Origin of the sequence: Bartonella sp. DGB2, assembly GCF_046843095.1 — a bacterium.
GTDB lineage: Bacteria > Pseudomonadota > Alphaproteobacteria > Rhizobiales > Rhizobiaceae > Bartonella.
In genome coordinates, this window is sequence record NZ_CP177325.1 from 12811 (window position 1) to 34781 (window position 21971).

At 44.2% G+C, this 21971-nt stretch carries 21 protein-coding genes; 10 read left to right on the plus strand and 11 right to left on the minus strand.

Translation table 11 applies throughout. The features are described 5' to 3' along the window. Both ACK28X_RS00070 and ACK28X_RS00075 read left to right on the plus strand, forming a co-directional pair. On the plus strand, positions 1–750 hold the full coding sequence (locus tag ACK28X_RS00070; protein WP_412057680.1) for a TlyA family RNA methyltransferase: 750 nt from the start codon (positions 1–3) through the stop codon (positions 748–750). Continuing rightward, entirely contained in the window at positions 743–1996 is a 1254-nt protein-coding gene (locus ACK28X_RS00075; RefSeq protein ID WP_412057681.1) for a class I SAM-dependent RNA methyltransferase, read from the plus strand. The genes ACK28X_RS00070 and ACK28X_RS00075 overlap by 8 nt, the downstream gene beginning before the upstream one ends. A gap of 223 nt (positions 1997–2219) precedes the next feature. Here ACK28X_RS00075 and ACK28X_RS00080 read toward each other — a convergent pair whose 3' ends face one another. Both ACK28X_RS00080 and ACK28X_RS00085 read right to left on the minus strand, forming a co-directional pair. After that, positions 2220–3647, minus strand: coding sequence for a TldD/PmbA family protein (locus tag ACK28X_RS00080; protein WP_412057682.1), 1428 nt, complete (start codon positions 3645–3647; stop codon positions 2220–2222). A 41-nt stretch (positions 3648–3688) separates the two neighbouring features. After that, positions 3689–4309 carry an invasion associated locus B family protein gene (locus ACK28X_RS00085; protein WP_412057683.1) on the minus strand — a complete coding sequence of 207 codons (621 nt, stop codon included), beginning with the start codon at positions 4307–4309 and terminating at the stop codon, positions 3689–3691. 512 nt (positions 4310–4821) lie between these two features. On the opposite strand from ACK28X_RS00085, the gene ACK28X_RS00090 reads away from it, so the two are divergent. The 4 genes from ACK28X_RS00090 to rnhA all read left to right on the plus strand — a co-directional run bounded on the left by ACK28X_RS00090 (position 4822) and on the right by rnhA (position 8332). Next, a complete protein-coding gene (locus ACK28X_RS00090) occupies positions 4822–5778 on the plus strand; it encodes a heme o synthase (protein WP_412057684.1) in 957 nt (318 codons plus the stop codon). Positions 5779–5859: 81 nt separating this feature from the next. Further along, entirely contained in the window at positions 5860–6867 is a 1008-nt protein-coding gene (gene ispH, locus ACK28X_RS00095; protein ID WP_412057685.1) for a 4-hydroxy-3-methylbut-2-enyl diphosphate reductase, read from the plus strand. Positions 6868–6926: 59 nt separating this feature from the next. After that, positions 6927–7889 carry a homoserine kinase gene (locus ACK28X_RS00100; protein WP_412057686.1) on the plus strand — a complete coding sequence of 321 codons (963 nt, stop codon included), beginning with the start codon at positions 6927–6929 and terminating at the stop codon, positions 7887–7889. Continuing rightward, positions 7886–8332 carry a ribonuclease HI gene (gene rnhA / locus ACK28X_RS00105; protein WP_412057687.1) on the plus strand — a complete coding sequence of 149 codons (447 nt, stop codon included), beginning with the start codon at positions 7886–7888 and terminating at the stop codon, positions 8330–8332. The genes ACK28X_RS00100 and rnhA overlap by 4 nt, the downstream gene beginning before the upstream one ends. Positions 8333–8343: 11 nt before the next feature. Here rnhA and ACK28X_RS00110 read toward each other — a convergent pair whose 3' ends face one another. Beyond that, on the minus strand, positions 8344–9309 hold the full coding sequence (locus ACK28X_RS00110; protein ID WP_412057688.1) for a protein-disulfide reductase DsbD domain-containing protein: 966 nt from the start codon (positions 9307–9309) through the stop codon (positions 8344–8346). Positions 9310–9419: 110 nt separating this feature from the next. On the opposite strand from ACK28X_RS00110, the gene ACK28X_RS00115 reads away from it, so the two are divergent. Continuing rightward, positions 9420–10004 (plus strand): YqgE/AlgH family protein, encoded by a 585-nt coding sequence (locus tag ACK28X_RS00115; protein ID WP_412058314.1) that lies wholly within the window; start codon positions 9420–9422, stop codon positions 10002–10004. 179 nt (positions 10005–10183) lie between these two features. Here the strand turns inward: ACK28X_RS00115 and ACK28X_RS00120 are convergent, their stop codons facing one another. Further along, complete coding sequence (locus ACK28X_RS00120) at positions 10184–10975, minus strand: L,D-transpeptidase (protein ID WP_412057689.1); 792 nt, start codon at positions 10973–10975, stop codon at positions 10184–10186. A 299-nt stretch (positions 10976–11274) separates the two neighbouring features. On the opposite strand from ACK28X_RS00120, the gene ychF reads away from it, so the two are divergent. Continuing rightward, on the plus strand, positions 11275–12378 hold the full coding sequence (gene ychF / locus ACK28X_RS00125) for a redox-regulated ATPase YchF (RefSeq protein ID WP_412057690.1): 1104 nt from the start codon (positions 11275–11277) through the stop codon (positions 12376–12378). Between the two features lie 112 nt (positions 12379–12490). Here the strand turns inward: ychF and ACK28X_RS00130 are convergent, their stop codons facing one another. From ACK28X_RS00130 to ACK28X_RS00150, 5 genes are all read right to left on the minus strand, one after another. Beyond that, the gene (locus ACK28X_RS00130; protein ID WP_412057691.1) at positions 12491–12934 is read right to left on the minus strand and encodes a PRC-barrel domain-containing protein; all 444 of its coding nucleotides are present in this window, start codon (positions 12932–12934) and stop codon (positions 12491–12493) included. Positions 12935–13003: 69 nt separating this feature from the next. Beyond that, a complete protein-coding gene (locus tag ACK28X_RS00135; protein ID WP_412057692.1) occupies positions 13004–13621 on the minus strand; it encodes a cytochrome c1 in 618 nt (205 codons plus the stop codon). Between the two features lie 143 nt (positions 13622–13764). Beyond that, entirely contained in the window at positions 13765–15039 is a 1275-nt protein-coding gene (locus ACK28X_RS00140; protein WP_412057693.1) for a cytochrome b, read from the minus strand. Beyond that, entirely contained in the window at positions 15032–15586 is a 555-nt protein-coding gene (gene petA, locus ACK28X_RS00145; protein ID WP_412057694.1) for a ubiquinol-cytochrome c reductase iron-sulfur subunit, read from the minus strand. Before petA ends, ACK28X_RS00140 begins: the two co-directional genes overlap by 8 nt. A 188-nt stretch (positions 15587–15774) precedes the next feature. Next, positions 15775–17613 (minus strand): ABC transporter ATP-binding protein, encoded by a 1839-nt coding sequence (locus tag ACK28X_RS00150; RefSeq protein ID WP_412057695.1) that lies wholly within the window; start codon positions 17611–17613, stop codon positions 15775–15777. 495 nt (positions 17614–18108) lie between these two features. On the opposite strand from ACK28X_RS00150, the gene ACK28X_RS00155 reads away from it, so the two are divergent. After that, the gene (locus ACK28X_RS00155; protein ID WP_412058315.1) at positions 18109–18588 is read left to right on the plus strand and encodes a tRNA (cytidine(34)-2'-O)-methyltransferase; all 480 of its coding nucleotides are present in this window, start codon (positions 18109–18111) and stop codon (positions 18586–18588) included. Between the two features lie 172 nt (positions 18589–18760). Beyond that, positions 18761–19678: an oxygen-dependent coproporphyrinogen oxidase gene (hemF, locus tag ACK28X_RS00160; RefSeq protein WP_412058316.1), complete on the plus strand. Its 918-nt coding sequence runs from the start codon at positions 18761–18763 to the stop codon at positions 19676–19678. 45 nt (positions 19679–19723) lie between these two features. On the opposite strand, the gene ACK28X_RS00165 is transcribed toward hemF, so the two are convergent. Next, a complete protein-coding gene (locus ACK28X_RS00165; protein WP_412057696.1) occupies positions 19724–20206 on the minus strand; it encodes a hypothetical protein in 483 nt (160 codons plus the stop codon). Positions 20207–20525: 319 nt separating this feature from the next. Then, complete coding sequence (gene pgeF / locus ACK28X_RS00170) at positions 20526–21293, minus strand: peptidoglycan editing factor PgeF (RefSeq protein WP_412057697.1); 768 nt, start codon at positions 21291–21293, stop codon at positions 20526–20528. Positions 21294–21971 lie beyond the last annotated feature (678 nt).

A 21971-nucleotide genomic window follows, 5' to 3' on the forward strand; every position in this document is an offset into this window, starting at 1 on the left:
ATGCTTGCTAAGGGCCGGCTTGATCACGTCCTTGTGGCGCGCGGTTTTTTCCCTACGCGTTCCAGAGCGAGGGACGCTATCTCCCGTCGTACGGTTTGGGTGGATCACGTGCTTGTAGCGAAGGCAGGGCAAAATGTGGCCTATGATGCTGTTATTAGTGTTGCTGATCCTGCGCAAAATTATGTCTCGCGCGCTGCCCTAAAACTGTTGGCAGCGCTTGAGGCGTTTCCTGTTAATGTCGTAGGGCGGTGTGCCCTCGATATTGGCGCATCTACTGGGGGCTTTACTCAAGTGTTATTGGAATACGGAGCAAAGCGTGTTTTAGCTTTAGATGTGGGGCATGGGCAATTATCGCCCCTTTTGCGTCAGAATCCAGCGATTTGCCTTTTAGAGGGCGTAAATGCTCGGAATTTAACAGTTGCGCATCTTGAGGGTTGGCCTGTGGAGTTAATTGTTTCGGACGTGAGTTTTATTTCGTTGACTAAAGCGCTTCCGCCAGCGCTTGCCTTAGCGCAAATGGGAGCGCAGGCAATTTTATTGGTAAAACCGCAATTTGAAGTAGGGCGCGCGGGTCTTGGCAAAGGGGGGCTACTGAAAGATCCCACGGAAGGGGTACGGGTTGCAAGGCGCATGTTCGCTTGGCTTAATGCTGAGCCCCATTGGCGGGCAAAGGGTCTTTTACCATCACCGATTCTTGGGGGTGATGGGAATAAAGAATATTTATTGTTTGGAGAGAAATATCTTGACTGAGGATGTTTGTATTCGTTACGTGGGCAATGACGGCGCAGGTGTTGCCTATTCTCCCGCAGGGGTCTTTAGCGTGCCATTTACTTTGCCTAGTGAGCGTGTATTAGTCGCACGGCAGAGAAAACAGGCTACACTTATTGCTTTGAAAGATGCATCGAAAGAGCGTGTCTCTCCCCGTTGCAGGCATTTTGGAGCCTGTGGTGGCTGTGTTTTGCAACATTGGGAAATTTCGTCTTATCAAGAATGGAAGCGGTCTTTATTAGTGGCGGCAATCAAAGCGCGGGGGATTAGTGCTGAAATTGCTCCGCTGATAAGCGGAAGGCCTTTTGCGCGCCGCCGTCTTACCTTGCATGCCTGTGCTACCCCACAAGGGCAGGTCTTAGGCTTTCATCGGTATCGTTCGGGTGAAGTGATTGATATTGAAGAATGTCCAATAGCTCATCCAGCTATTACTGAAAAATTACCCGATATAAGAGCTTTATGCGCTTTTTTATTACAGGATTGCAAAAATTTTGATGTTACCATTACCCTAGCGCAAAACGGTCTTGATGTAGCGTTTGGGGATTGTCTCTTTTTGAGCGAACGGGTGCGGCAAAAATTGGTACAGGGGGCTTTAGCATGCGGTTTTTTACGCTTATCAGTGGCTGGCGAGGTTATTCTTGAGCAGGAAAGGCCGCATCTTTCCTTTAATGGAGTGCGCGTGGATTTACCGCCCGCGAATTTTTTACAAGCTAGTCATGATGCTGAGAAGGCAATGGTTGCTTTGGTTGTAGCGGCTTTGTCTAAATCGAAAAATGCGGTTGACTTATTTTCTGGTTTAGGTACCTTTAGCTTTTCTATGGCTAAAACAATGCAGGTATACGCTATAGAGAGCGATGGCGCAGCGGTACAAGCATTTGCAAGGGCTGCACGTGAAGCGCGGGGGCTAAAGCCTATTCGCTATAGCCAGCGCGATCTCTTTCGCCGCCCGCTTTTGGCAAAAGAACTGTCAGAATTTGATGCTATTGTTTTTGATCCGCCGCGGGCAGGGGCAGAAAAACAAACCCAAGAAATTGCTAAAACAAAAGTACCAAAAGTTGTTGCTGTTTCTTGTAATCCTTTGAGCCTTGCCCGCGATTTAGAAATTCTGGTTAAAGGCGGCTATCAGATAGAAAAGATTGTACCTATTGATCAATTTTTATGGTCGCCTCATCTGGAAATAGTGGCCGTCCTCCATAAACGTTCTGAAAAGCGCGGCTGGAAATTTTAGTTGTTGTGCTGAGTGCTAGACGGCAAGAATCTTGGGGTATCCATTGGTTTTTTTCAAGGCAAAACATACCATTATCATTGCAACGTTTGCTACTGAAAAAGTATGGGGTAAGCCTTGGCTAAGGCTATGGTTCTTATAGCTAAAAATAGAGTTGTACTATCATCTTAGTAGTGCCTATTCTTAATGTAATTGAACGCGCCATATCAAAAAAAAGCAAAAATTGTTAAGGAGCGATTGCTGTACCTCCAATGGTAAGGCCGTTAATGCGTACATGCGGCTGTCCAACTCCTACAGGTAAGGATTGTCCATCTTTAGAGCAGGTACCTAAACCAGGATCCAATTTAGCATCGTTGCCTACCATGGTGATGCGTTTCATAGCTTCAGGCCCGTTTCCGATTAGCATCGCGCCCTTTATAGGGGCTTTAATTTTACCATTTTCTATTCGATAGGCTTCAGTACATTCAAAAACAAACTTGCCCGAAGTAATGTCCACTTGCCCACCACCAAAGGAAACGGCATAAATGCCATTTTTTACAGAAGCAATGATCTCTTCAGAGCTATAGCCTCCGTTTAACATGAATGTATTGGTCATGCGTGGCAAAGGGGTATGAGCGTAGGATTGCCGGCGGCCGTTGCCTGTTGAATGGCCGCCCATAAGCCGCCCATTCAGGCGGTCCTGCATATAGCCCACCAATTTGCCATCTTCGATTAAAGTATGGCAACCTGTGGGGGTGCCCTCGTCGTCAATGTTGAGTGAGCCTCTGCAATTGGGAAGAGATCCATCATCAACAATCGTTACTCCTTTAGCCGCCACTTGTTCGCCTATGAGGTTAGAAAAGGCGGAGGTTCCTTGGCGATTAAAATCACCTTCCAAGCCATGACCTACGGCTTCGTGTAGCATGACTCCTGTTACACCGTTGCCCAGAACAATATCAAAATTGCCGGCGGGGGGGGCTTCAGCTTCAAGGTTTACAAGAGCGGCGCGTAAAGCCTCATCAGCAGATGCACGCCAATTTGTTGCATTGATGAATTGATCAAAATTTTGTCTGCCGCCACAGCCGTAGAAGCCAGTTTCTTGTTTTTCGCCCTTGGCTACTACTACATTAATAACTAACTGGCATAGCGGGCGGATGTCGTGACTCTTTGCGCCATCGGCGTGGATTAATTCTATATGTTGATAGCTTGCCCTTAACATAACGGTTACTTGGCGGACTTGGGGGGTTTTATTGCGTAAATATTGGTCAATTTGCTGTAAAATTCGTACTTTTTCTTCGAATGAGGGGGATTCCAGCGGGTTGATTTCCGGGTAAAGCTTGTGGTTGGTTCTATGAATGCCGCGTGGTGCTACATTCTGAATACCCTTATGGCCATGAAACACGGCTTTTACAGCTTCGCTTGCGCGGGTGAGCGCGGCTTTACTAAATTCGCCTGAATGAGCGTAGCCTGTTCCTTCTCCTGCGACTGCACGTAAGCCAAAGCCGCTTTCTTTTTGGAAAGAACCGCTTTTGAGCCGACCATTGTCAAAAACAAGGCTTTCTAGTTCATAATATTCTATGAACAATTCACCATCATCAGCTTTAGAGAGCGTATGTTGCACAAGGGATTCTACATTTTGTGCAGAAATATCAAAACGATCAATAAGGGCTGACATACTTTTATCCTCTTTTCGGGTGGGGTAGGATGCTTTTTGCCTCATGGCGTGGCGATCGCAGGTTTTGAAGTGGGTGGAGCCTTTATTGTTGGGGGCGATGTTGAAGGCTCTACTATTTGTTTTGGAGCTGTTAGTGTTTTATAGCCAGCGGTTATACCATTTAAGCTTACTATAATTTCTGCGGGCATTTGTGGGGCTGGGAAGACGGTATAAATAGCCTGTCTGCCATGTAAAAAATTGGCAAAGGTAGTTTTATCTAAAATGGCTTCTGCTACACATGTATTGCCGAAGCAGCGCCGATATTCCATTCGTCCTATTTCATGGCCATCAATCTTTACAGGTATACCTAAACGCAATTCTACACGCGCTGGTGTGTAAAGTCGCATTAAAAGGCTATCATCTTTAGGTAGTTTCAAAAAACTTATGCGGAAAAACATATCGGGGCGATTTTGCGCGCGTATATTTTGGATTAACAAACATTCAACATTTGGTGTGCCAATCGGTAAACTACATTGCTTCGTCCAAGCGCCATAGGTTTGTGGGGGCGGTATGTCTTGTATGGATGACGTTTGCGCTTCTACACCCCCTAAGAAATCTATAGTAATAAAAAAGACGACGGTAGCAGAGAAGAGCTTAGGCAGGATATTTTGTATATAATGCATAAAAAGTCCTTTGAATCATACAAAAATCCTTCCTTTAAAGGGATCCTTTGCAAGGTAGCCTACTATACCTTATATCGTGTCTTGTTTATGTTGAAAAGCCTTTGCATAGGCCTAGTTGTATTTTCTGTGTTGATTTAGGTAAGGAAAAAGGCGTAGTTAAGGCAGGGGTTGCGCTGTATTTAAAAAATATGCCCGCTATACATCAACGGCCGTTGGGTTTTGCTAAGGCGTCGGTTAAAGATGATCAAAATAGATGCTTTGTTTTTGTTGTTTTATGTCTGCGAAAGCGGCTTTTCTTTGGCGCTATGTCATGGAGTTGATGCATATAAGCACTACGTGTACGGCGCTAAGTGGCTATGGTAATTTCATCTTTTAGGTGGATAGCTCGTTTATATCTTTGCGGGTTCATTATATTATGGGTTATTTTATATGTATGTACAATGTATGAAACAGGGTATAGCTGACATAAAAGCGTTTTATAAAGCAAAGTTTGGCAAGGTTTATTAGGCATTATGAAACAGGTTGAAGACTATAAATCCAGAGCTTCTTTTGAGGAAGGCGGCGCCTCTAACCAACAATGCACTCCCGCCACAAGCAGGGATTATTTTGTTTTGCTAAAGCCGCGGGTAATGTCACTTGTGGTATTTACAGCCTTTGTTGGGCTTTTTGTAGCGCCCGCGCCGATGAATCCTATTTTAGCAGTAATAGCTATTTTATGCATTGCGGCGGGCGCAGGTGCTTCTGGTGCTTTAAACATGTGGTATGATGCTGATATTGATGCTTTGATGAAACGCACTAAAACCCGCCCTATTCCAGCCGGTAAAATCAGCGCCAAGCAAGCTTTGGTATTCGGTCTTGTTTTATCGGTCTTTTCGGTTTTCATAATGGGCTTGTTTATTAATTGGTTTAGTGCATTTTTTCTTGCTTTTACGATTTTTTTCTATGTGGTGATCTATACAATTTGGCTTAAGCGCTCAACTCCGCAAAATATTGTAATCGGCGGCGCCGCGGGGGCTTTCCCCCCGATGATCGGCTGGGCTGCAGTAACAGGCAGCGTAAGTTTTGAAAGTGTAGGGTTATTTTTGATCATCTTTCTGTGGACGCCCCCCCATTTTTGGGCTCTATCTTTATTTTCTACGAACGATTACAGCGCCGCAGGTATTCCCATGATGCCGAATATCTATGGTGAACGCGTCACTAAAAATCAGATTTTTATCTATGCCATTCTTACGGCTTTTGCTGGCTTTATTCCTATGATTCTACACCTAGCAAGTTATGGTTATGGTTTGTGTGCCGGCGTGTTGGGGGCTATTTTTATTTATCGTTCTTATTTTGTTTGGCGGGCTTCTGATTCGGAGATAACCTTCACAATGGCGCGGCGTTTGTTTTTCTTTTCGCTCATCTATTTAGCAGCAATCTTTAGCATTTTGTTGGTTGATGTTGCGCTTATACGTTTCATTGAAGGGTGAGATAAAACTGTGAAACAAAACGCTCTCCATGTTATCAGCGCAGGGTGATTTGTACTCATCTTGGCCTTGAAGGAGGAAATCATGAAAAATAAACCGCTCTTAACCATTCGATTATGTGCACCGCGCGGTTTTTGTGCTGGTGTTGATCGCGCTATCCAAATTGTTGTATTGGCTTTAAAAAAATACGGCGCTCCAGTTTATGTGCGCCATGAAATTGTACATAACCGCTACGTAGTGGAGGGTTTACAGGCGCGCGGCGCCATTTTTGTCGAAGAACTATCTGAAATTCCGCCAGAACATCGACAAAAGCCAGTGATTTTTTCTGCGCATGGCGTACCAAAATCGGTGCCTGAAGAGGCGCAATGCTATAATTTTTTTTATCTTGATGCAACCTGCCCCTTGGTATCTAAGGTGCATAAACAAGCTATACGTCATCAACGGCAGGGGCGCCATGTTTTGCTGATCGGTCATTCGGGGCATCCTGAAGTGATTGGAACTATGGGGCAGTTAGAAGAAGGTCAGGTGACTCTTATTGAAACTGAAGAAGATGCCCTCTTGTACCAACCCAAAGACCCCAATAATCTGGGTTTTGTTAGCCAGACCACGCTTTCCGTAGAAGATACAGCGGGGGTTTTAGGTATTTTGCAAATGCGTTTTCCTAATTTGGCAGGGCCGATGGCAGAATCCATTTGTTATGCTACAACCAATCGACAAGATGCTGTTAAAGCGGCCGCTGCGGGATGTGATTTATTTTTGGTTGTGGGGGCACCTAATTCTTCTAATTCTCGACGATTGGTAGAAGTGGCCGAACGGGCGGGGGCCAAGATAGCACTTTTAGTACAAAACGCCGCTGATATTGATTTTAACGCCTTTGCATCGCTTTCTTGTGTAGGGCTTTCAGCTGGAGCATCGGCGCCAGAAATTTTAGTTCATGAGATCATTACTAGTTTTGCAAAATATTATCAATTAAAGATTGATTTGGCACAAACAGCAGTGGAGCAGGAAAATTTTTTGGTAAACCGTGAGTTGCGCGATACGGTTTTAACCGATAGAGATATGGCTTTCGTTAAAGGACTCTCAAGCGAATAGGGGAAGCACATTGCCCGCATCTATTGAGAGCGCTTATATAGACTGTAAAGGCGAAGAAAATGGCGGTTTTCACCAATGTGGCGGAAGGGGATCTGAGACGGTTTCTGCAAGATTATGCAATTGGTTCTTTGTGTTCTTACCGCGGCATTGTTGAAGGGGTGCAGAATTCTAATTTTTTGCTTCATACGCAAGCTGGGCGCTTTATCCTTACTCTTTATGAAAATGGCGTAGAGAAGCATGACCTACCATTTTTTCTGGGTTTGACCCAACACCTTAATGAGCGCGGTGTTGTATGCCCTTGGCCGATTAGCCGCAAAGATGGAAGTATTGTAGGAGAGTTAGCGGGTCGACCCGCAGCAATAATTTCTTTTCTGGAAGGTTCATGGACGCCTAAGCCTTTACTTAACCATTGTGCGCAAGTGGGAGCCATGTTGGCGCGTTTGCATTTGGCAGCACGTGATTTTCCGCTTACGCGTGAAAATGCTTTATCTTTGACCAATTGGCAAGAGCTTTGGGATAATTGCAGAGCGCGAGCCGATGAGGTACAATCTGGCTGGCAAAAGGACATAGGAGCTGAACTCGTTTTTTTAAAAGCGCATTGGCCACAAGGTTTGCCTAGTGGCGTGATTCATGCTGATCTTTTTATTGATAATGTTTTTTTTCAAGCTGATCATATTGTTGGAGTTATTGATTTTTATTTTGCGTGTAATGACGCGTGGGCTTATGATATTGCCGTGTGCTTAAATGCATGGTGTTTTGAAGCCGATGGTGTTTACAATCGCCAAAAGGCTCGTGCTTTGATAGAAAATTATTGTAAAGTCCGGAGCCTAGAGGCAGAAGAGAAGGCTTTTTTGCCAGTGCTCGTGCGCGGTGCATCTATGCGGTTTCTTCTCACGCGCCTTTATGATTGGTTCCATACGCCCCATGGCCGTTTAGTAGTCAAAAAAGATCCGCGCGAATATTGGCAAAAATTAAGCTTTTTTCGGAAAGCTTGCCAAGACGATTTGGGTTTATGGCCATGAAGAAGGTTGAAATTTATACTGATGGCGCTTGTTCTGGTAATCCAGGTATGGGCGGTTGGGGTGCTTTGCTACGTTATGGGATGAGAGAGCGGGAAATTTATGGTGGCGAACGCGCAACTACTAATAACCGCATGGAGTTGCGGGCGGCAATTGAAGCGCTGAACGCTTTGAAAGAGCCATGTTTGGTTGATCTTTATACCGATTCTACCTATGTAAAAAATGGGATAACGAAATGGATTTTTTTGTGGAAAAAAAACAATTGGAGATTAAGCAACGGAGCGCCGGTTAAAAATCAAGAGCTTTGGCAAGCGCTGGATGTCGCCGTAGAGCGTAATAAGGTAAGTTGGCATTGGGTAAAGGGGCATGCGGGGCATGAAGAAAATGAACGAGCCGATGCTTTAGCCCGTAAAGGCGTGGAAGAAGCACGCGGCAAAAGTGTTTAGGGGTTCTTACCCTAAGGTACGGCGGTTTTTTGCGGGGTAAAGTGGCCAGAAAAGGCCGTATTGCCTATTAGAAGGGTGAAAAAGATTGGGTTAGTTTTTTGCTCAGGGTTAAAATATACGGGCGCCTGATAGGTAAATTTTGTATTCGCCACATGCTTTGCTGGCCCAATTTCTAGGGCGCCTCCATCTAAAAATAAATCTGGGACTCGGCCTCTATAGCTTTTGGGGGTCGTAATATGAACGTAAAGATTGGTTGCTTTAAGCGCAGCTTTCAGGTGTAAATCAGGGGGTATGGGCTGTGGTAGGCTTTTCCAAGCGCTTTCTAGAAGGGCTGAGGGAACTTTTATACCAGCTTGCGGGTTAGAGACATCAAAGGGGAAATGAAAAGGGATGCAGATATCTTTGCACATTCCAATGATGAACTCACCTTTCAAATCTTTTGTGGGGGGCTCTACCACAAAAGGTAAGCGAAGTTCTCCTTGATAGCCAATTGCCCATTCCCCCGCCTTGAAGAAATAGCGCGGCGCGGGGTAGAGCACTTTATGAGCTCGTTGCGGGGAAAAATCAAATGCCGGGGGCATACCAGAATCGCCTGGATTACGCCAATAGGTTTTCCAACCATCTTTAAGGTGGATTTCGATCATAGCGTGCAGGCCGTCAGATTTGACGTTTGGGTCGATGATAAGCCGTACCGCGCCACCTGTCTCTTCGCGCCAGGGTGTTGCAAACGGTGTATCCGAATTGGTTGAAGGAGGCACTAAAGATGAAGCGTGTAGCAGGGTTGCTTGGTAGCAAACTATTGCTAAGACTATTCCCAAAGCGCGCAAGAATAGCGTTATGCAGGCTACTGCCCCTATGCTTGTAGCGCGCGGTAGCCGTAGTCTAAGCTTTCTGTGAGCGCGCTCAAGTTGATCAAGCAAGGTTTGAGAGAAAAATGCGGCTGGTTGGGAGAAATATGGTCTAGAATTTTTTTTCAATGTCTCTATCATAATCGTGAGGTGTTTTTGTTGTGGGCCATTTTTTACCTATGTTTTTTTGTATTTAACCAAGATGGGCTTAATATTTTGTTATGGATAAGATCAGATCAATGAAATCGCGGGATGGTTTTTTGAATGGACAATTATTGATTGCCATGCCTCACATGCAAGACGAGCGCTTTCAGCGCGTGGTGATTTATATTTGCGCTCATTCTGATGAAGGGGCAATGGGTATTATTTTAAATCAGCGCCAAGAAATCAAATTTCCAGAGCTTCTATTGCAATTAGGGGTTATTAACAAAGAACAGTCCATTTGTTTGCCTGAACAAACCAAACAATTCCCTGTTCGGCGTGGGGGGCCAGTGGAGCCTTCGCGCGGTTTTGTTCTCCATTCTGATGATTATGCTTGCGAAACCACTATATCGGTTACTAGAGATATTTGCTTAACAGCTACCGTGGATATTTTAAAGGCAATGAGCCGCGCTCGTGGCCCCGAACGCGCCCTTTTCGCCTTGGGCTATGCGGGCTGGGCTGCTGGGCAGCTTGAGGAGGAAATTTTCGCTAATGGTTGGTTAACTAGCGATGCTAATTCAGCGGTTCTTTTTGATAACCATATAGAAAACCAATACGAACGTTGCCTCGCGTTTTTGGGGGTAGTTCCTGGGTTTTTGGCTTCAGAAGCGGGTCACGCTTAAGGAACGGCTGATAAATTGTAAATTATCTACTAGAGCAACCCCACCATATTTTAAAGCGTGATTTCTATGCATTCATTTCTGTCATGGGTTTTTTTTAGTCATAGATAAGCACATTAGAACGAGCGACTCTTACCGTCAAAAAGCAAGAGGCGCTGTAGAGTGTGGCGCGGGGTTTATTGTCAGTGAAATCCTGCCGTAGGCGGCTGCATTAGGGAATCGGAGTTTTGTGGGGTGTCTACTGATTCGGAGCCATCTGGGGCAAAGGGTGTTGCTTCTGGCGCTACATCTGTTGATTCCTGATCATCCTGTTGGAGAACAACCACTTTAGTGCCATCAGGAACGCGGCCGTAAAGGTCGATAACATCTTGGTTAAGTAAACGTATACAACCACTGGAAATAGCGCGCCCAATTGACCAATCTTCATGCGAACCGTGGATACGGAAATAGGTATCTTGATTATCCTTAAAGAGATAAAGCGCACGCGCTCCTAGAGGGTTATCGGGTCCTGGTGGTAAGCCTTTTCCCAAATGGCCATAGCGCTCAGGCTCACGCTCCATCATAGCACGGGTGGGAGCCCAGCTCGGCCAAATGCGTTTATATTGGATCACAGCTTCGCCTTCAAAAGCAAGCCCAGCTTTGCCTACCCCGATTCCATAGCGCAAGGCCTTACCATTTTCACGTATGAGGTATAAAAAACGCGCTGGCGTATCAACGATTAGCGTGCCGGGAGGGTAAGACGTGGGATAGGCAACCTCTTGCCGCCAATATTTGGGGTTGATTTTTGATAAATCGACAGCGGGTATGGAGAAGTTTTTTTCTTCAACTGGACCATAAAGCGCAGCCATTTCTGGTGGCACTGGCCAACTACTAGGCTCTGCTACATCAACCTGAGACTGTGGCGGCGATATAGCACAACCAGCAAGTATTAAGGGGACGCTAATTAAGAAATTCCGACGAGACAACTGTCCCATATTTTCTCCTGATTATTTAGTTTGCATTAATTCTGTTAAAGGTTATTTTTTGATAAATTGCAAATGACAATTTTTTAAATAGTATATACTCGTTTTTGTCAAATTTTTGATTTCTATCATTATCTATTTAATTATACAATTGCCCACCGTAAGGATGGCGGATATTTCAATGAAGGCGAGCTACAAGCTTCCTTTAACCGCCCATGGTAATATGGAGCATTGTCAAGATTTTTCTACCTCTTTAGCTAAAATATGGTATAGAGCGGAAAATTTATGCGGATTAAATGAGAGAGAACCTGATGGGCTTTAAATGTGGTATTGTAGGGTTGCCTAATGTAGGAAAATCCACACTTTTTAACGCTTTGACTAAAACTGCGGTAGCACAAGCGGCAAATTATCCCTTTTGTACCATTGAACCCAATACGGGGGAGGTCGCAGTGCCCGATCCGCGTATGCGTAAAATTGCTGCAATCGCAGGCTCTAAGGAGATCATCCCTACACGTATTAGTTTTGTTGATATCGCTGGTCTGGTACGTGGCGCCTCAAAAGGGGAGGGGTTGGGCAATCAATTTTTAGCCAATATTCGTGAGGTAGAGGCGATTGTTCACGTTTTGCGTTGTTTTGAAGATGAAGATATTACCCATGTAGAGGGGCGTATTGACCCGGTGGGGGATGCTGTTACTGTTGAAACAGAGCTTATGCTGGCTGATCTTGAAAGTCTGGAACGGCGTATCACGCAAATACGTAAACGCGCTGGTAGCAAAGATAAAGAAGCCTTAACCCTTTTACCTATAATGGAAGAAGCCCTCAAGCTTTTGCAAGAGGGTAAGGCTGTGCGGCTTTTATTGCCCACAATTGGCCAAGAAGAGGAAGTTATTTTGAATGGGCTCAACCTTCTTACGTCAAAGCCTGTGCTTTATGTTTGTAACGTGGGCGAAGATGATGCAGCTACGGGGAATGGTTTTAGCCAAGCCGTAGGAGCCATGGCGGCTGCACAAGGAGCGGCTCATGTAGTGATTTCAGCAGCTATTGAGGCTGAAATCGCGCAATTACCCGCTGAAGAGTCGGGGGATTATTTGGCTGCAATGGGGCTTGAAGAGCCTGGGCTTAACCGCCTCATTCATGAGGGCTACGCCCTTTTGGATTTGATAACCTATTTCACTTGCGGGCCTAAGGAAACACGCGCTTGGACTATCAAACGCGGCACAAAGGCGCCACAAGCGGCAGGGGTTATTCATTCGGATTTTGAACGCGGTTTTATTCGCGCTCAAACTATTGCCTATGAGGATTATATAACTCTAGGCGGTGAGGTTGCTGCTAAGGAAGCTGGCAAAGCGCGTGATGAAGGGCGGGATTACGTGGTACAAGACGGCGATATTATACTATTTAAGCATAACACTTAGTGTTTTAGACTGTCACAGATAAAACAAACCCAAGCTAGGGGGGGGGGTAAGGTTCCAGCTTGGGTTTATTTTATTTAAAATAGTTTACAAGATTTTGCGTCAACTTTTTGTCTTAGCGGATCCAGCGACCTACATATTTAAATTCAGGAGCAGCTTTTAGACTATCTTTGGTAGCATTAGCGACCAACTTCCATTTTCCGTCCGCATGGCTCATCTGGATTGTGTCGGGCGAAACAACAACATAACGTTCACCAATGCCTAAGAAGCCGCCCACGCCAATAACGATGCCTTCAAGGTTATTTTGTCTTAAAACGATGTCTTTGACCTCGCCAATGGTTTCATCTTGAAGGTTTTGCACATTGGTGCCGATCAAGCTTGAGGCTACAAAGTCAGTATCAGAAGGAGAAACGTAATTGGCTTCGCGTGTATTCATGGATGTGGCTACCTTGTTTTGAATGGTGACGGGCACTGTGTCATCGGTTGTGGCGACAGTCTGCGCATAAGCGCTCCCGGCTAGAAGGGCGATGGTAAAGGTGGTGAAAGCAAGTCTCTTCATTATAAACCTCCGTTGGTGGTATCTAAACGAAGCCCCTTACCTTTTGTTCCATGTTTTTTGTGTATTTAATTAATGAATGTCATTATGCAAGTTATTTTTCCATATATCGCGCTTAATCAAATAGGCTAAAAGGCTCAACACTATAAGAAAGAGCAAAACACGAAATCCAGTTTTTTTGCGCTTTTCTAAATATGGGTCAGCTGTCCACATTAAAAATGCTGCTACATCGCGGGCATAATTTTGGACTGTTTCTGAGGTACCGTCATTATAGGTAATATCACCATCATTTAAAGGCGGCGGCATGGCAAAAGCTGGTCCATTGGAGTAATAGGGGTTATACCACGTATTTTCAGGGAGCTTGAGCCCAGCGGGTGGAATTTGGTTATACCCCGTTAATAAACTGGCAATATAATCAGCTCCTTCTGTGGTATAATTTGTGAAAATGTCGCTGATTAAAGCTGGAAAAGGCCGCGGGATAGCTCGTGCTCGAGCGATGAGTGATAAATCCGGCGGAATGATGCCATTATTGGCTTCTTTGGCCACATCTTGGTTAAGAAAAGGGGTTGGAAGGCGTTTGTTGGGTTCGTCTTGATTATAGTTTAAAGCCGAGAGATCTTGGTATGTGATATAGTTCAAACTATGACAAGCGCTACAGTTTTCTTGATAGACTTGCAATCCGCGTCGCAATTGGGTTTTATCATACAGCCCGAATGGGCCGTTAAAGCTCCATTTCTGTTTTTCGGGTATAGCTAGGAGGCTTGGCTTGGCATATAAAAACAGAGGTGAAAGTGTGAATATGCTAATCAAGCATAAGAGGCGAGCGTAGCATTTCAAAATAAAGATCCCCGCTTTTCACGCGTTTTATGATATTGATCTTGGTCGGCGATAGAGGCGTGTAGTGGATGCACGTTTTTTTCAAAATACGGTAAAAATGGTAAAATGACTAGAAAAAAGAAGAAATAATAAAACACACATCCTTGGGCAAGGCCGATAGGCCAGTTCTCTACCGGTTGAGCGCCAAGCCAACCGAGCAAGATAAGATCGGCAATAAAAAGCCAGAAAAATAAGCGGTAAATTGGTCGATGGCGCGCGCAATAGAGGCGAGAACGGTCAAGCCAAGGCAAAAACAGCCAAATAAGTAGAGAGGCGATGAGCACCGCCCCCCCTGTTGTTGTTGATAGCAGGGAGCCTATATTGAAATCAATGGCTCTTAAAATTGCATAAAAGGGCAAAAAATACCATTCGGGCACGATATGCGGTGCTGTTTGTAACGGATCACCAGCAATAAAATTAGCTGGCTGGCCCATATAGTCAGGCATAAAAAATAAAAACCAAGAAAAAATCAGCATAAAGAGTGCGGCGGCAAAAAAATCTTTTACAACCCCGTAAGGGTGAAAGGGAATGGTATCTTTGCCTTTTTTGGCTGGGATACCGCTTGGGTTGCTTTGCCCTACATGGTGGAGAGCCCAAATATGTAGGATAAGGAAAAACAATAAGAGCATTGGTAGAAAATAGTGAAATATCATCAAACGATTGAGGGTAGGCTGGCCTAGAGTATAGCCGCCAAGCAGAGTTTCATAAAGCCAATTGCCAACAAAGGGCAGGGTTTTAAAAAGATTGCTAATGACTGTCATTGCCGATACGGACATTTGACCCCATACAAGCACATAACCAGAAAAGGCGATAGCCATCATGATGAAATACAGGATTACACCAACAACCCATACAACTTCACGAGGGGCTTTATAAGAACCATAATATAGACTACGGGCGATATGAATATACATGGCAAGGAAGAAAAATGAAGCCCCTGTTGCGTGCCATGGTACTAACAGCCAGCCAAAGGCGATGTGGCGCATGAAATGGTCACGAGCCATAAAGACTTGCTCTATATCAGGGATATAGTGCATGGCAATGCTGATGCCAGTAAGGAGCTGTGAGAGAAAGAGGAGGCATAAAATTCCACCAAAGCTGTAAAGATAATTTAGATTGCGTGGGATTTGAAATTCAATAAAAAATATATAAAAAAAACGCCAAAACGGTAAACGAGCATCAAGCCAACGGGCGAAAGCTCCTTGAGGTCTATAGCGTTTCGGCCTATTCATGAATCCCAATCCTTAATAAATTATGGGCAATAAATTGATAAGGCGGAATGGGTAAATTATGATTGGCAGGGCCCTGAATTACTCGCCCCGATGCATCAAAACGCGAACCATGGCAAGGGCATAACCATTCTCCACCCCTATCATTATTGGGACGGGTGATGCATCCTAAATGGGTGCAGACATTAATAAAGATCATCCAATTTTCATAACCATTACCTCCAGAACGTGCAAGGTCAGTGGCAAGCTGTTCACCTTGCAGGTTGGGGTTGCGCGCGTCTTGGTCTTTAAAGGCGGTAAGCGTCACATTTTGCATCGCAGCGATTTCTTCAGCGGTGCGGTTACGAATGATAATAGGCTTCCCTTGCCAATAGACAGTGATAGCCATGCCTTTTTGGATGGGAGAGAGATCAACGTCAATAGTGTTGTTCTGTACTGAATCCTCAGGGCGTAAGTGGCCGATGAGCGGCCAAGATACCCCCGCTAGGGCGGTCGCTCCAGCGATGGCGGTAGTAATATAGAGAAAATCGCGTCGCGTTTGTTTAGACATAGAATCTCTAACAGGTTATCTTATACTTTTAGAAGATTTATGGCGTATTTGAAACAAAAATCTATCACCTATTTTGCGCTTCGTGACCGCTACAATTTGAAAACTTTTTACCATGAGATTATAGAGTAATTTGTGGGCAGCTCTAACCCAAGGGTTTGAATCTTGTTGGTAGAGCTACCTTAAGCCTATTAGGCGCTTTTTTTGAAGGGAAAGGTTTTTCCCACTTGTTTTTGCCAAAGCTGGGCATAGAGCCCGCCTTTGGTTAAGAGTTCCTCATGCGTGCCCATTTCGGCAATTGCGCCTTTATCCATTACGATTAAACGATCCATAGCCGCAATGGTGGAAAGTCGGTGGGCAATGGCTAGCACGGTTTTTCCTTCCATTAATTGGTCAAGATTTTGTTGAATTACGCTTTCAGCTTCAGAATCAAGCGCTGAGGTTGCTTCATCCAAGATTAAAATAGGTGCATTTTTCAATATAACCCGAGAAATAGCAATCCTTTGGCGTTGACCACCAGAAAGACGCGCGCCGCGTTCACCTACATAAGCGTCAAATCCACGCCGTCCATAATGGTCTTGTAAACTGGGGATAAATCCATCGGCTTGGGCATTTTTGACTGCCCGTACAAGTTCTTCTTCGGTAGCATTAGGTCGCCCATAGAGGATATTATCTCGAATGGAACGGTGCAAAAGGGAGGTATCTTGCGTGACCATGCCAATAACATGGCGCAAGCTTTCTTGTGTGACATCAGCAATATTTTGACCATCGATCAAGATACGACCCTTTTCCACATCATAAAAACGCAACAATAGATTGACTAACGTAGACTTTCCTGCTCCGGAACGCCCGATGATTCCCACTTTTTCCCCTGGCTTAATTTCAAGGTTAAAGTGTTCGATAACACCAGTGCCCTTACCGTAGTGGAATCCAACATCTTCAAATCGGATAGCGCCTTTTTTCACGGTTAAAGCGGGCGCGTGAGGTTTGTCTTCAATGGCGCGTTCTTTAGTAAAGGATTGTATTCCATCAGCAACCGTGCCGATATTTTCAAATAAGGCAGATATCTCCCATATAACCCATTGAGCCATACTTTTAAGACGTAAAGCAAGGCCTAAAGTAATAGCGATGCTTCCCACTGCGATCAGACTGTTTTGCCATAATATAACCCCTAGCGCGCCCACCGCAAAGATTAAAAGGCAATTGCTTGTGTAAATGCAAATCGATACCCAGCTGGCTAAACGCAACTGATGGTAAGAATGGCTTTGAAAGCTTTCTAGCCCCTCCCGCGCAAAGTTTTCTTCTCCCCCATTATAGGAAAAGAGCTTGACGGTGTTGATGTTTGCATAGGCGTCTACAATCCGCCCTGTCATGGAAGATCGTGCATCTGCTAAGGATTCTGCTGATTTACGCAAACGCGGCACGAAATAATACAAAATGGCCCCATAAGATGCGATCCAAGCAGCAAAAGGGATGATGAAGCGCCAATCAGCCGCAGTTACCAAAATTAAAGTGCCTATGGCATAAACTAGTACATAATTGGTTATTTCAAAGAGTTTAATCAGCGTTTCCCGTACTGCCATAGATGTTTGCATCAGCTTGGTAGAGATACGCCCAGCAAAATCGCTCTCAAAATATTGCATCGATTGCCCTAATAAGTAACGGTGCAAATTCCAACGGATGCGCATGGGAAAATTGGTAGTGATGGTTTGATGCAAGAGCAGTATACTGATTGTGTTGGCGAAGGGCAAAGCTAGTAGGACAAGAAAAGAAAGCCCTGCTAAAAGCGGCCATTCACGAGCAAAAAAACCTTCCTTTTGGCTAGTGTTGAGCCAATCGACCATATCTCCTAATACGCCAAACATGGCTACTTCTATGCCAGCTACAGCTGCGGTGGCGATAGCCATGAGGATAAACCAAGGCCATAGGCCTGCGCAGTGGTGGGAACAAAATGCTACAATGCCGCGCGGTGGGACTTGGGGCTGTTTTTTTGGGAAGGCGTCAATGCGATTTTCAAACCATCGAAACACAGTTTGTCTCCTAATACTGATGCACCACTAATGCGTCTGACGTAGCGATTAAAAGCGTTGAGCTGCATTTATACATGCTCATTGTTTTTGGTTGTTTTATTGGGATGTAAAAGTTACATTAGCAAGAGGTATTTTGGATACTTAAGCAACGTAAATTTTGTTAGCAAAACCCATGTTATGGATTTTTAATCCGTATCAATTGGATAGGGCTTTTGCTTGTGCTAATCATATCGGAGCTTCTAGCTTTTATCAATGTTCAAGAAATGCATGTAACTACGATATATTTTCTTGATAAAATCTTACTAAACTAGGTTTAGATAAAAATCTAGTGTTTAAGCATTATTTTTTTTCGTTATAGGCTCAATTTAGCATCTAAGCAGGCATGAACGCCGTTAATGCGGTTTTATTATGGTCGTGTTTATAAAAATGACACGCCCTTCAGGCTTCGCGCAAAATTTGGTTGGCGCAGGGGCAAAAATGTTTTATTCCCACTTTATGACCTTACATATTGCTCTTTTCCAGCCCGATATTGCTGGTAATACAGGAACTATCCTGCGCTTGGCTGCTTGTCTTGATGTGCACGTGCATATTATTGAGCCAGCGGGTTTTGATCTTTCTGATCGCAATCTCCGAAGGGCGGGAATGGACTATATCGCCCTTGCTCACTTGACCCGCCATGCAGATTGGGCCCATTTTTTAGAAGATCAGTGCAATCAACGCCGCCGCTTATGGCTGTTTACAACTAAGGCTACAAAACCTTATACAGAAGTGACCTATGTAGCTGAGGATGTTTTGCTCTTTGGGCGGGAATCAGCGGGTGCTCCTGCTTATATTCACGAGGCAGTGGATGGAGAGGTATGCATTCCTATGCGAGGCGGGGGGCGATCGCTTAATTTGGCTGTAAGCGTGGCGATGGCTTGCGGGGAAGCGTTGCGGCAAGTGCGATCGCTAAGGGCTCCGTCTGAGATGCGCTAGATTTAAACTTTACTCTCATGAAGACGAGTAATTTAAAGAAAATCTTACGCTTGGCATTGAAATGGTGCGCGTTGTAAACCACATGGGGCAGATAGGCATGTAAGGGATGTTATTTTTTATCTATGGCTTTTATAAATTTGTATAAAATTGAGGAGATATGTGGGTGAAAACCATGGGCATGCACCGCGTTCCGAAAGGCTTGCCAGAGCGGTTAGAAGAAAAAAAACAGCGAGTGGAAAGCTGGTTTCATCTGATGCGCGAGCGACTTTGTGCTACTTTTGAAAAGTTAGAAGAAGAACTAACAGGAGTTTTTAATCATTACCCTGCTGGACAATTTGCTAAAATTCCTTGGCAAAAAGGCAAGGGCGGACGCAACGGCGGCGGTGTTATGTCAATTATGCACGGGCGCGTTTTTGAAAAAGTAGGCATCCATACCGCAACGATTTATGGTGAATTCGCTCCTGAGTTTCAAAGTGAAATCCCTGGTGCTGAAGAAGATCCACGCTATTGGGTGAGTGATATTTCACTAATTGCTCATCCACAAAGCCCTCATGTGCCGAGCGTTCATATGAGCACGCGTATGATTGTGACCACACGCCAGTGGTTTGGTGGTAGCGCTGATCTTACGCCTATGCTTTCTAATCGTCGCACCCAGCGTGATGTTGATAGCCAGACATTTCATCAAGCTTTACAGTTGATTTGTAATAAACATCAAAGAGTGGTAGATTATGCGCGACTTAAGTCTTGGTGTGACGATTATTTTTTTCTTCCTCATCGTCGAGAGCCGCGCGGCATTGGTGGAATATTTTATGATTGGCTCCATAGCGCACCAGAAGAGGGTGGATTCGATGCAGATTTTGCTTTTACACAAGATGTAGCTCGTTGTTTTAATATTATCTATCCTCACATCGTTCGGCAAAATTTTAACAAGCCATGGACAGAGCAAGAGCGTGAAGAGCAATTGGCTCAACGCGGCCGCTACGCGGAGTTTACCCTTCTTTACGACCGTAGCACGCTTTTTGGATTAAAAACCGACGGGAATGTTGAAGCGATTATGTCATCTATGCCGCCTGCCGTAAAATGGGTTTAGCATACCGGTTTGCGGGGGCATTATTTTTGCTTAGCAGAACATAAATTAACCGTTGGTTTTTGTGTTATTTTGATGCCAAAGTGCTAATTTTTGGATAAGATCTTGGGCGATGGCGCTATAATCGGCATTGTCTAGGTGAAAGTTAGAGTTATCTTTCGCTTTAGTGATAGCTTGATGACCGCCTACGCGGTAGAGCCTTTGTCCATTTTTATTCAGTAGGTCAAAAACATAATAAACAGAAATGCCATTGTCATCTTCATCCACTTCATGGGCAATGTAGCCTCGTAAGATAGCAAATTCAGCTTTATTGCTAAAGGAAATGTTATAGACTTTTGCTGCCTTCATAATCGCTATATTTAGGTTATTTTGCTCTTTTTCATTTAATCCATCAATGTTGCCAAAGGCTAAGGGCAGGGCTTGGGTTGTTACAGGAGAAAAAGCTAAAGTGGAGCCGTTTTCTTTAAGTGATGGCGTGCAGGCACTAGTGCCAAGCATAAGCAGAAGGGCGCTAACCGGTAGGAATTTCATCGCAAACCTATGACTAAATAACAAGGTAAAGAGGATAAGGAGAGAGGTGGTAATGTTTGGCCTTTTGGAAGAATTCTTCTCGTTCGAATGACTAGGGTTATGAAAGCGTAAAGGGATGAGAGGGCGTGTCCAAGGATAGTCGTAGTAATTTTAAAAATTTTGTAAACAGGCACTTGGTGACGGCTATAGTTCCCTGACCATTGATAGGTATTATTATTCAGGAGAAAGATATGATATATGATAAGAAGATATAGTAAGAAAAAATATATATTACATACCATCAGCTGGTAATGGTTTGCTGATAAGGATAGAAAATGCATTAACGCCCCCGTAGCATAATTGCTGAAACCTGCCGCCCATAATCCTCCTCTTGGTGGTGGATCATGCGTCGATAAGAAAAAAATCGTGTTTCATCCTCATAGGTGCATTGTTTAATGCACTGGGCTTTGACCTTAGCCCGCTCAAGACGAGCCATAATGAATGACCATAGGTCAAAATGGTATCGTCCTTTGTTCGTATCTTTGTTAAAAAAACGGACGTAATCAGAACTTTGATTAAGAAATTTTTGTAGGAACTCTTCACCTACTTGGTAATGAGAAGGGCTAAGGGATGGTCCAAGCACGGCGATGATATGCTCAGGATGCGCGCCTAAGCATATCATTTGTGTGATTGTATTTTCAATAATGCCAGAAAGTGCACCCCGCCAACCAACATGTGCTGCAGCTACAATTTTTTCTTTCGGATCAGCAAAAAGTAATGGACCACAATCAGCGCTTAAAACACCTAAAATTAGTTTTGGTACGCAGGTGACAAGGGCGTCACTTTTGGGCGCCATGGATGGCGGTGTGTCAATAACTTCGACAATATTGCTATGGGTTTGATTGGGAATGATGAGCGGAAAACCACCAAAATAAGCCGAGACGCGCGCGTGGTTTATCATTATATTTTTTGGCTTATCCGCAGAGTTTTGACCTAGGTTTAAGCTACGATAAAGACCCGTAGAGACTCCGCCTTCGCGCGTAAAAAATCCGTGGCTTATGGTGTTTTTTGGTAGGTCTGTAAAAACACTAGCGTGAAGTGGGTTCATTGAGTCTCTTTAAGGTTTTGGAGCAAGGCCATTAGTTAAGACAATCTCTATATTCGCGTTTAGGTTGTTTTACAAGTGTTTACATTAGGCATATTATTTTTTTGTAAGCAAAGCTATGCTGACCTAGCTCAGTATCAATATAAACGCTTTGTGGCATTAGTTTATGCCATTTCTATAATGATAGATCGTTTTTCCTTAATGTTTATAAGAGAATAAATAATATTTTATAGATGTTTAAAAGCTTTTTTAAAAATTTATACATGTTGGGACCATATTAATATGATTCATTTTATTCTTTCCTTTTTTGTCCAATAAGCACAAAAGACCATATTATGGTGGTTATTATTATTATGTTTGCCTGTTTTGATAGTCTATGGGTTATTCACGATATTATTTTAAAGATAGCCCCTTTAGTGAGTGGTTTTAGAGGCTAGCGAGGAGGGTGGCTTTTTTTGTGTTTTACTGGTTTTGTAGCTGCAGGCATCAGCGGGACTTCAGTACGTCCTATGGTCATTTCATCAAGAGAATTTTTGCGAAAATAGCTCTTTTCTGCTTTGGCTGGCTTTATACTTTCGCTAGCACTTTTTAGTTTATTTGTGCTGCTTTTACTTTTTCCTTTGCCACCTGCGGTAGGCGCGTTATTTACGCTTTGCAGGCCGCGGGCTTTACGGCTCTTTT

Coding starts and splice junctions, on each gene's coding strand:
- ACK28X_RS00070 (WP_412057680.1), top strand. CDS start 1: ATGCTTGCTAAGGGCCGGCTTGATCACGTCCTTGTGGCGCGCGGTTTT.
- ACK28X_RS00080 (WP_412057682.1), bottom strand. CDS start 3,647: ATGTCAGCCCTTATTGATCGTTTTGATATTTCTGCACAAAATGTAGAA.
- ACK28X_RS00085 (WP_412057683.1), bottom strand. CDS start 4,309: ATGCATTATATACAAAATATCCTGCCTAAGCTCTTCTCTGCTACCGTC.
- ACK28X_RS00090 (WP_412057684.1), top strand. CDS start 4,822: ATGAAACAGGTTGAAGACTATAAATCCAGAGCTTCTTTTGAGGAAGGC.
- ispH (WP_412057685.1), top strand. CDS start 5,860: ATGAAAAATAAACCGCTCTTAACCATTCGATTATGTGCACCGCGCGGT.
- ACK28X_RS00100 (WP_412057686.1), top strand. CDS start 6,927: ATGGCGGTTTTCACCAATGTGGCGGAAGGGGATCTGAGACGGTTTCTG.
- rnhA (WP_412057687.1), top strand. CDS start 7,886: ATGAAGAAGGTTGAAATTTATACTGATGGCGCTTGTTCTGGTAATCCA.
- ACK28X_RS00115 (WP_412058314.1), top strand. CDS start 9,420: ATGAAATCGCGGGATGGTTTTTTGAATGGACAATTATTGATTGCCATG.
- ACK28X_RS00120 (WP_412057689.1), bottom strand. CDS start 10,975: ATGGGACAGTTGTCTCGTCGGAATTTCTTAATTAGCGTCCCCTTAATA.
- ychF (WP_412057690.1), top strand. CDS start 11,275: ATGGGCTTTAAATGTGGTATTGTAGGGTTGCCTAATGTAGGAAAATCC.
- ACK28X_RS00130 (WP_412057691.1), bottom strand. CDS start 12,934: ATGAAGAGACTTGCTTTCACCACCTTTACCATCGCCCTTCTAGCCGGG.
- ACK28X_RS00140 (WP_412057693.1), bottom strand. CDS start 15,039: ATGAATAGGCCGAAACGCTATAGACCTCAAGGAGCTTTCGCCCGTTGG.
- petA (WP_412057694.1), bottom strand. CDS start 15,586: ATGTCTAAACAAACGCGACGCGATTTTCTCTATATTACTACCGCCATC.
- ACK28X_RS00155 (WP_412058315.1), top strand. CDS start 18,109: ATGACCTTACATATTGCTCTTTTCCAGCCCGATATTGCTGGTAATACA.
- hemF (WP_412058316.1), top strand. CDS start 18,761: ATGGGCATGCACCGCGTTCCGAAAGGCTTGCCAGAGCGGTTAGAAGAA.
- ACK28X_RS00165 (WP_412057696.1), bottom strand. CDS start 20,206: ATGAAATTCCTACCGGTTAGCGCCCTTCTGCTTATGCTTGGCACTAGT.
- pgeF (WP_412057697.1), bottom strand. CDS start 21,293: ATGAACCCACTTCACGCTAGTGTTTTTACAGACCTACCAAAAAACACC.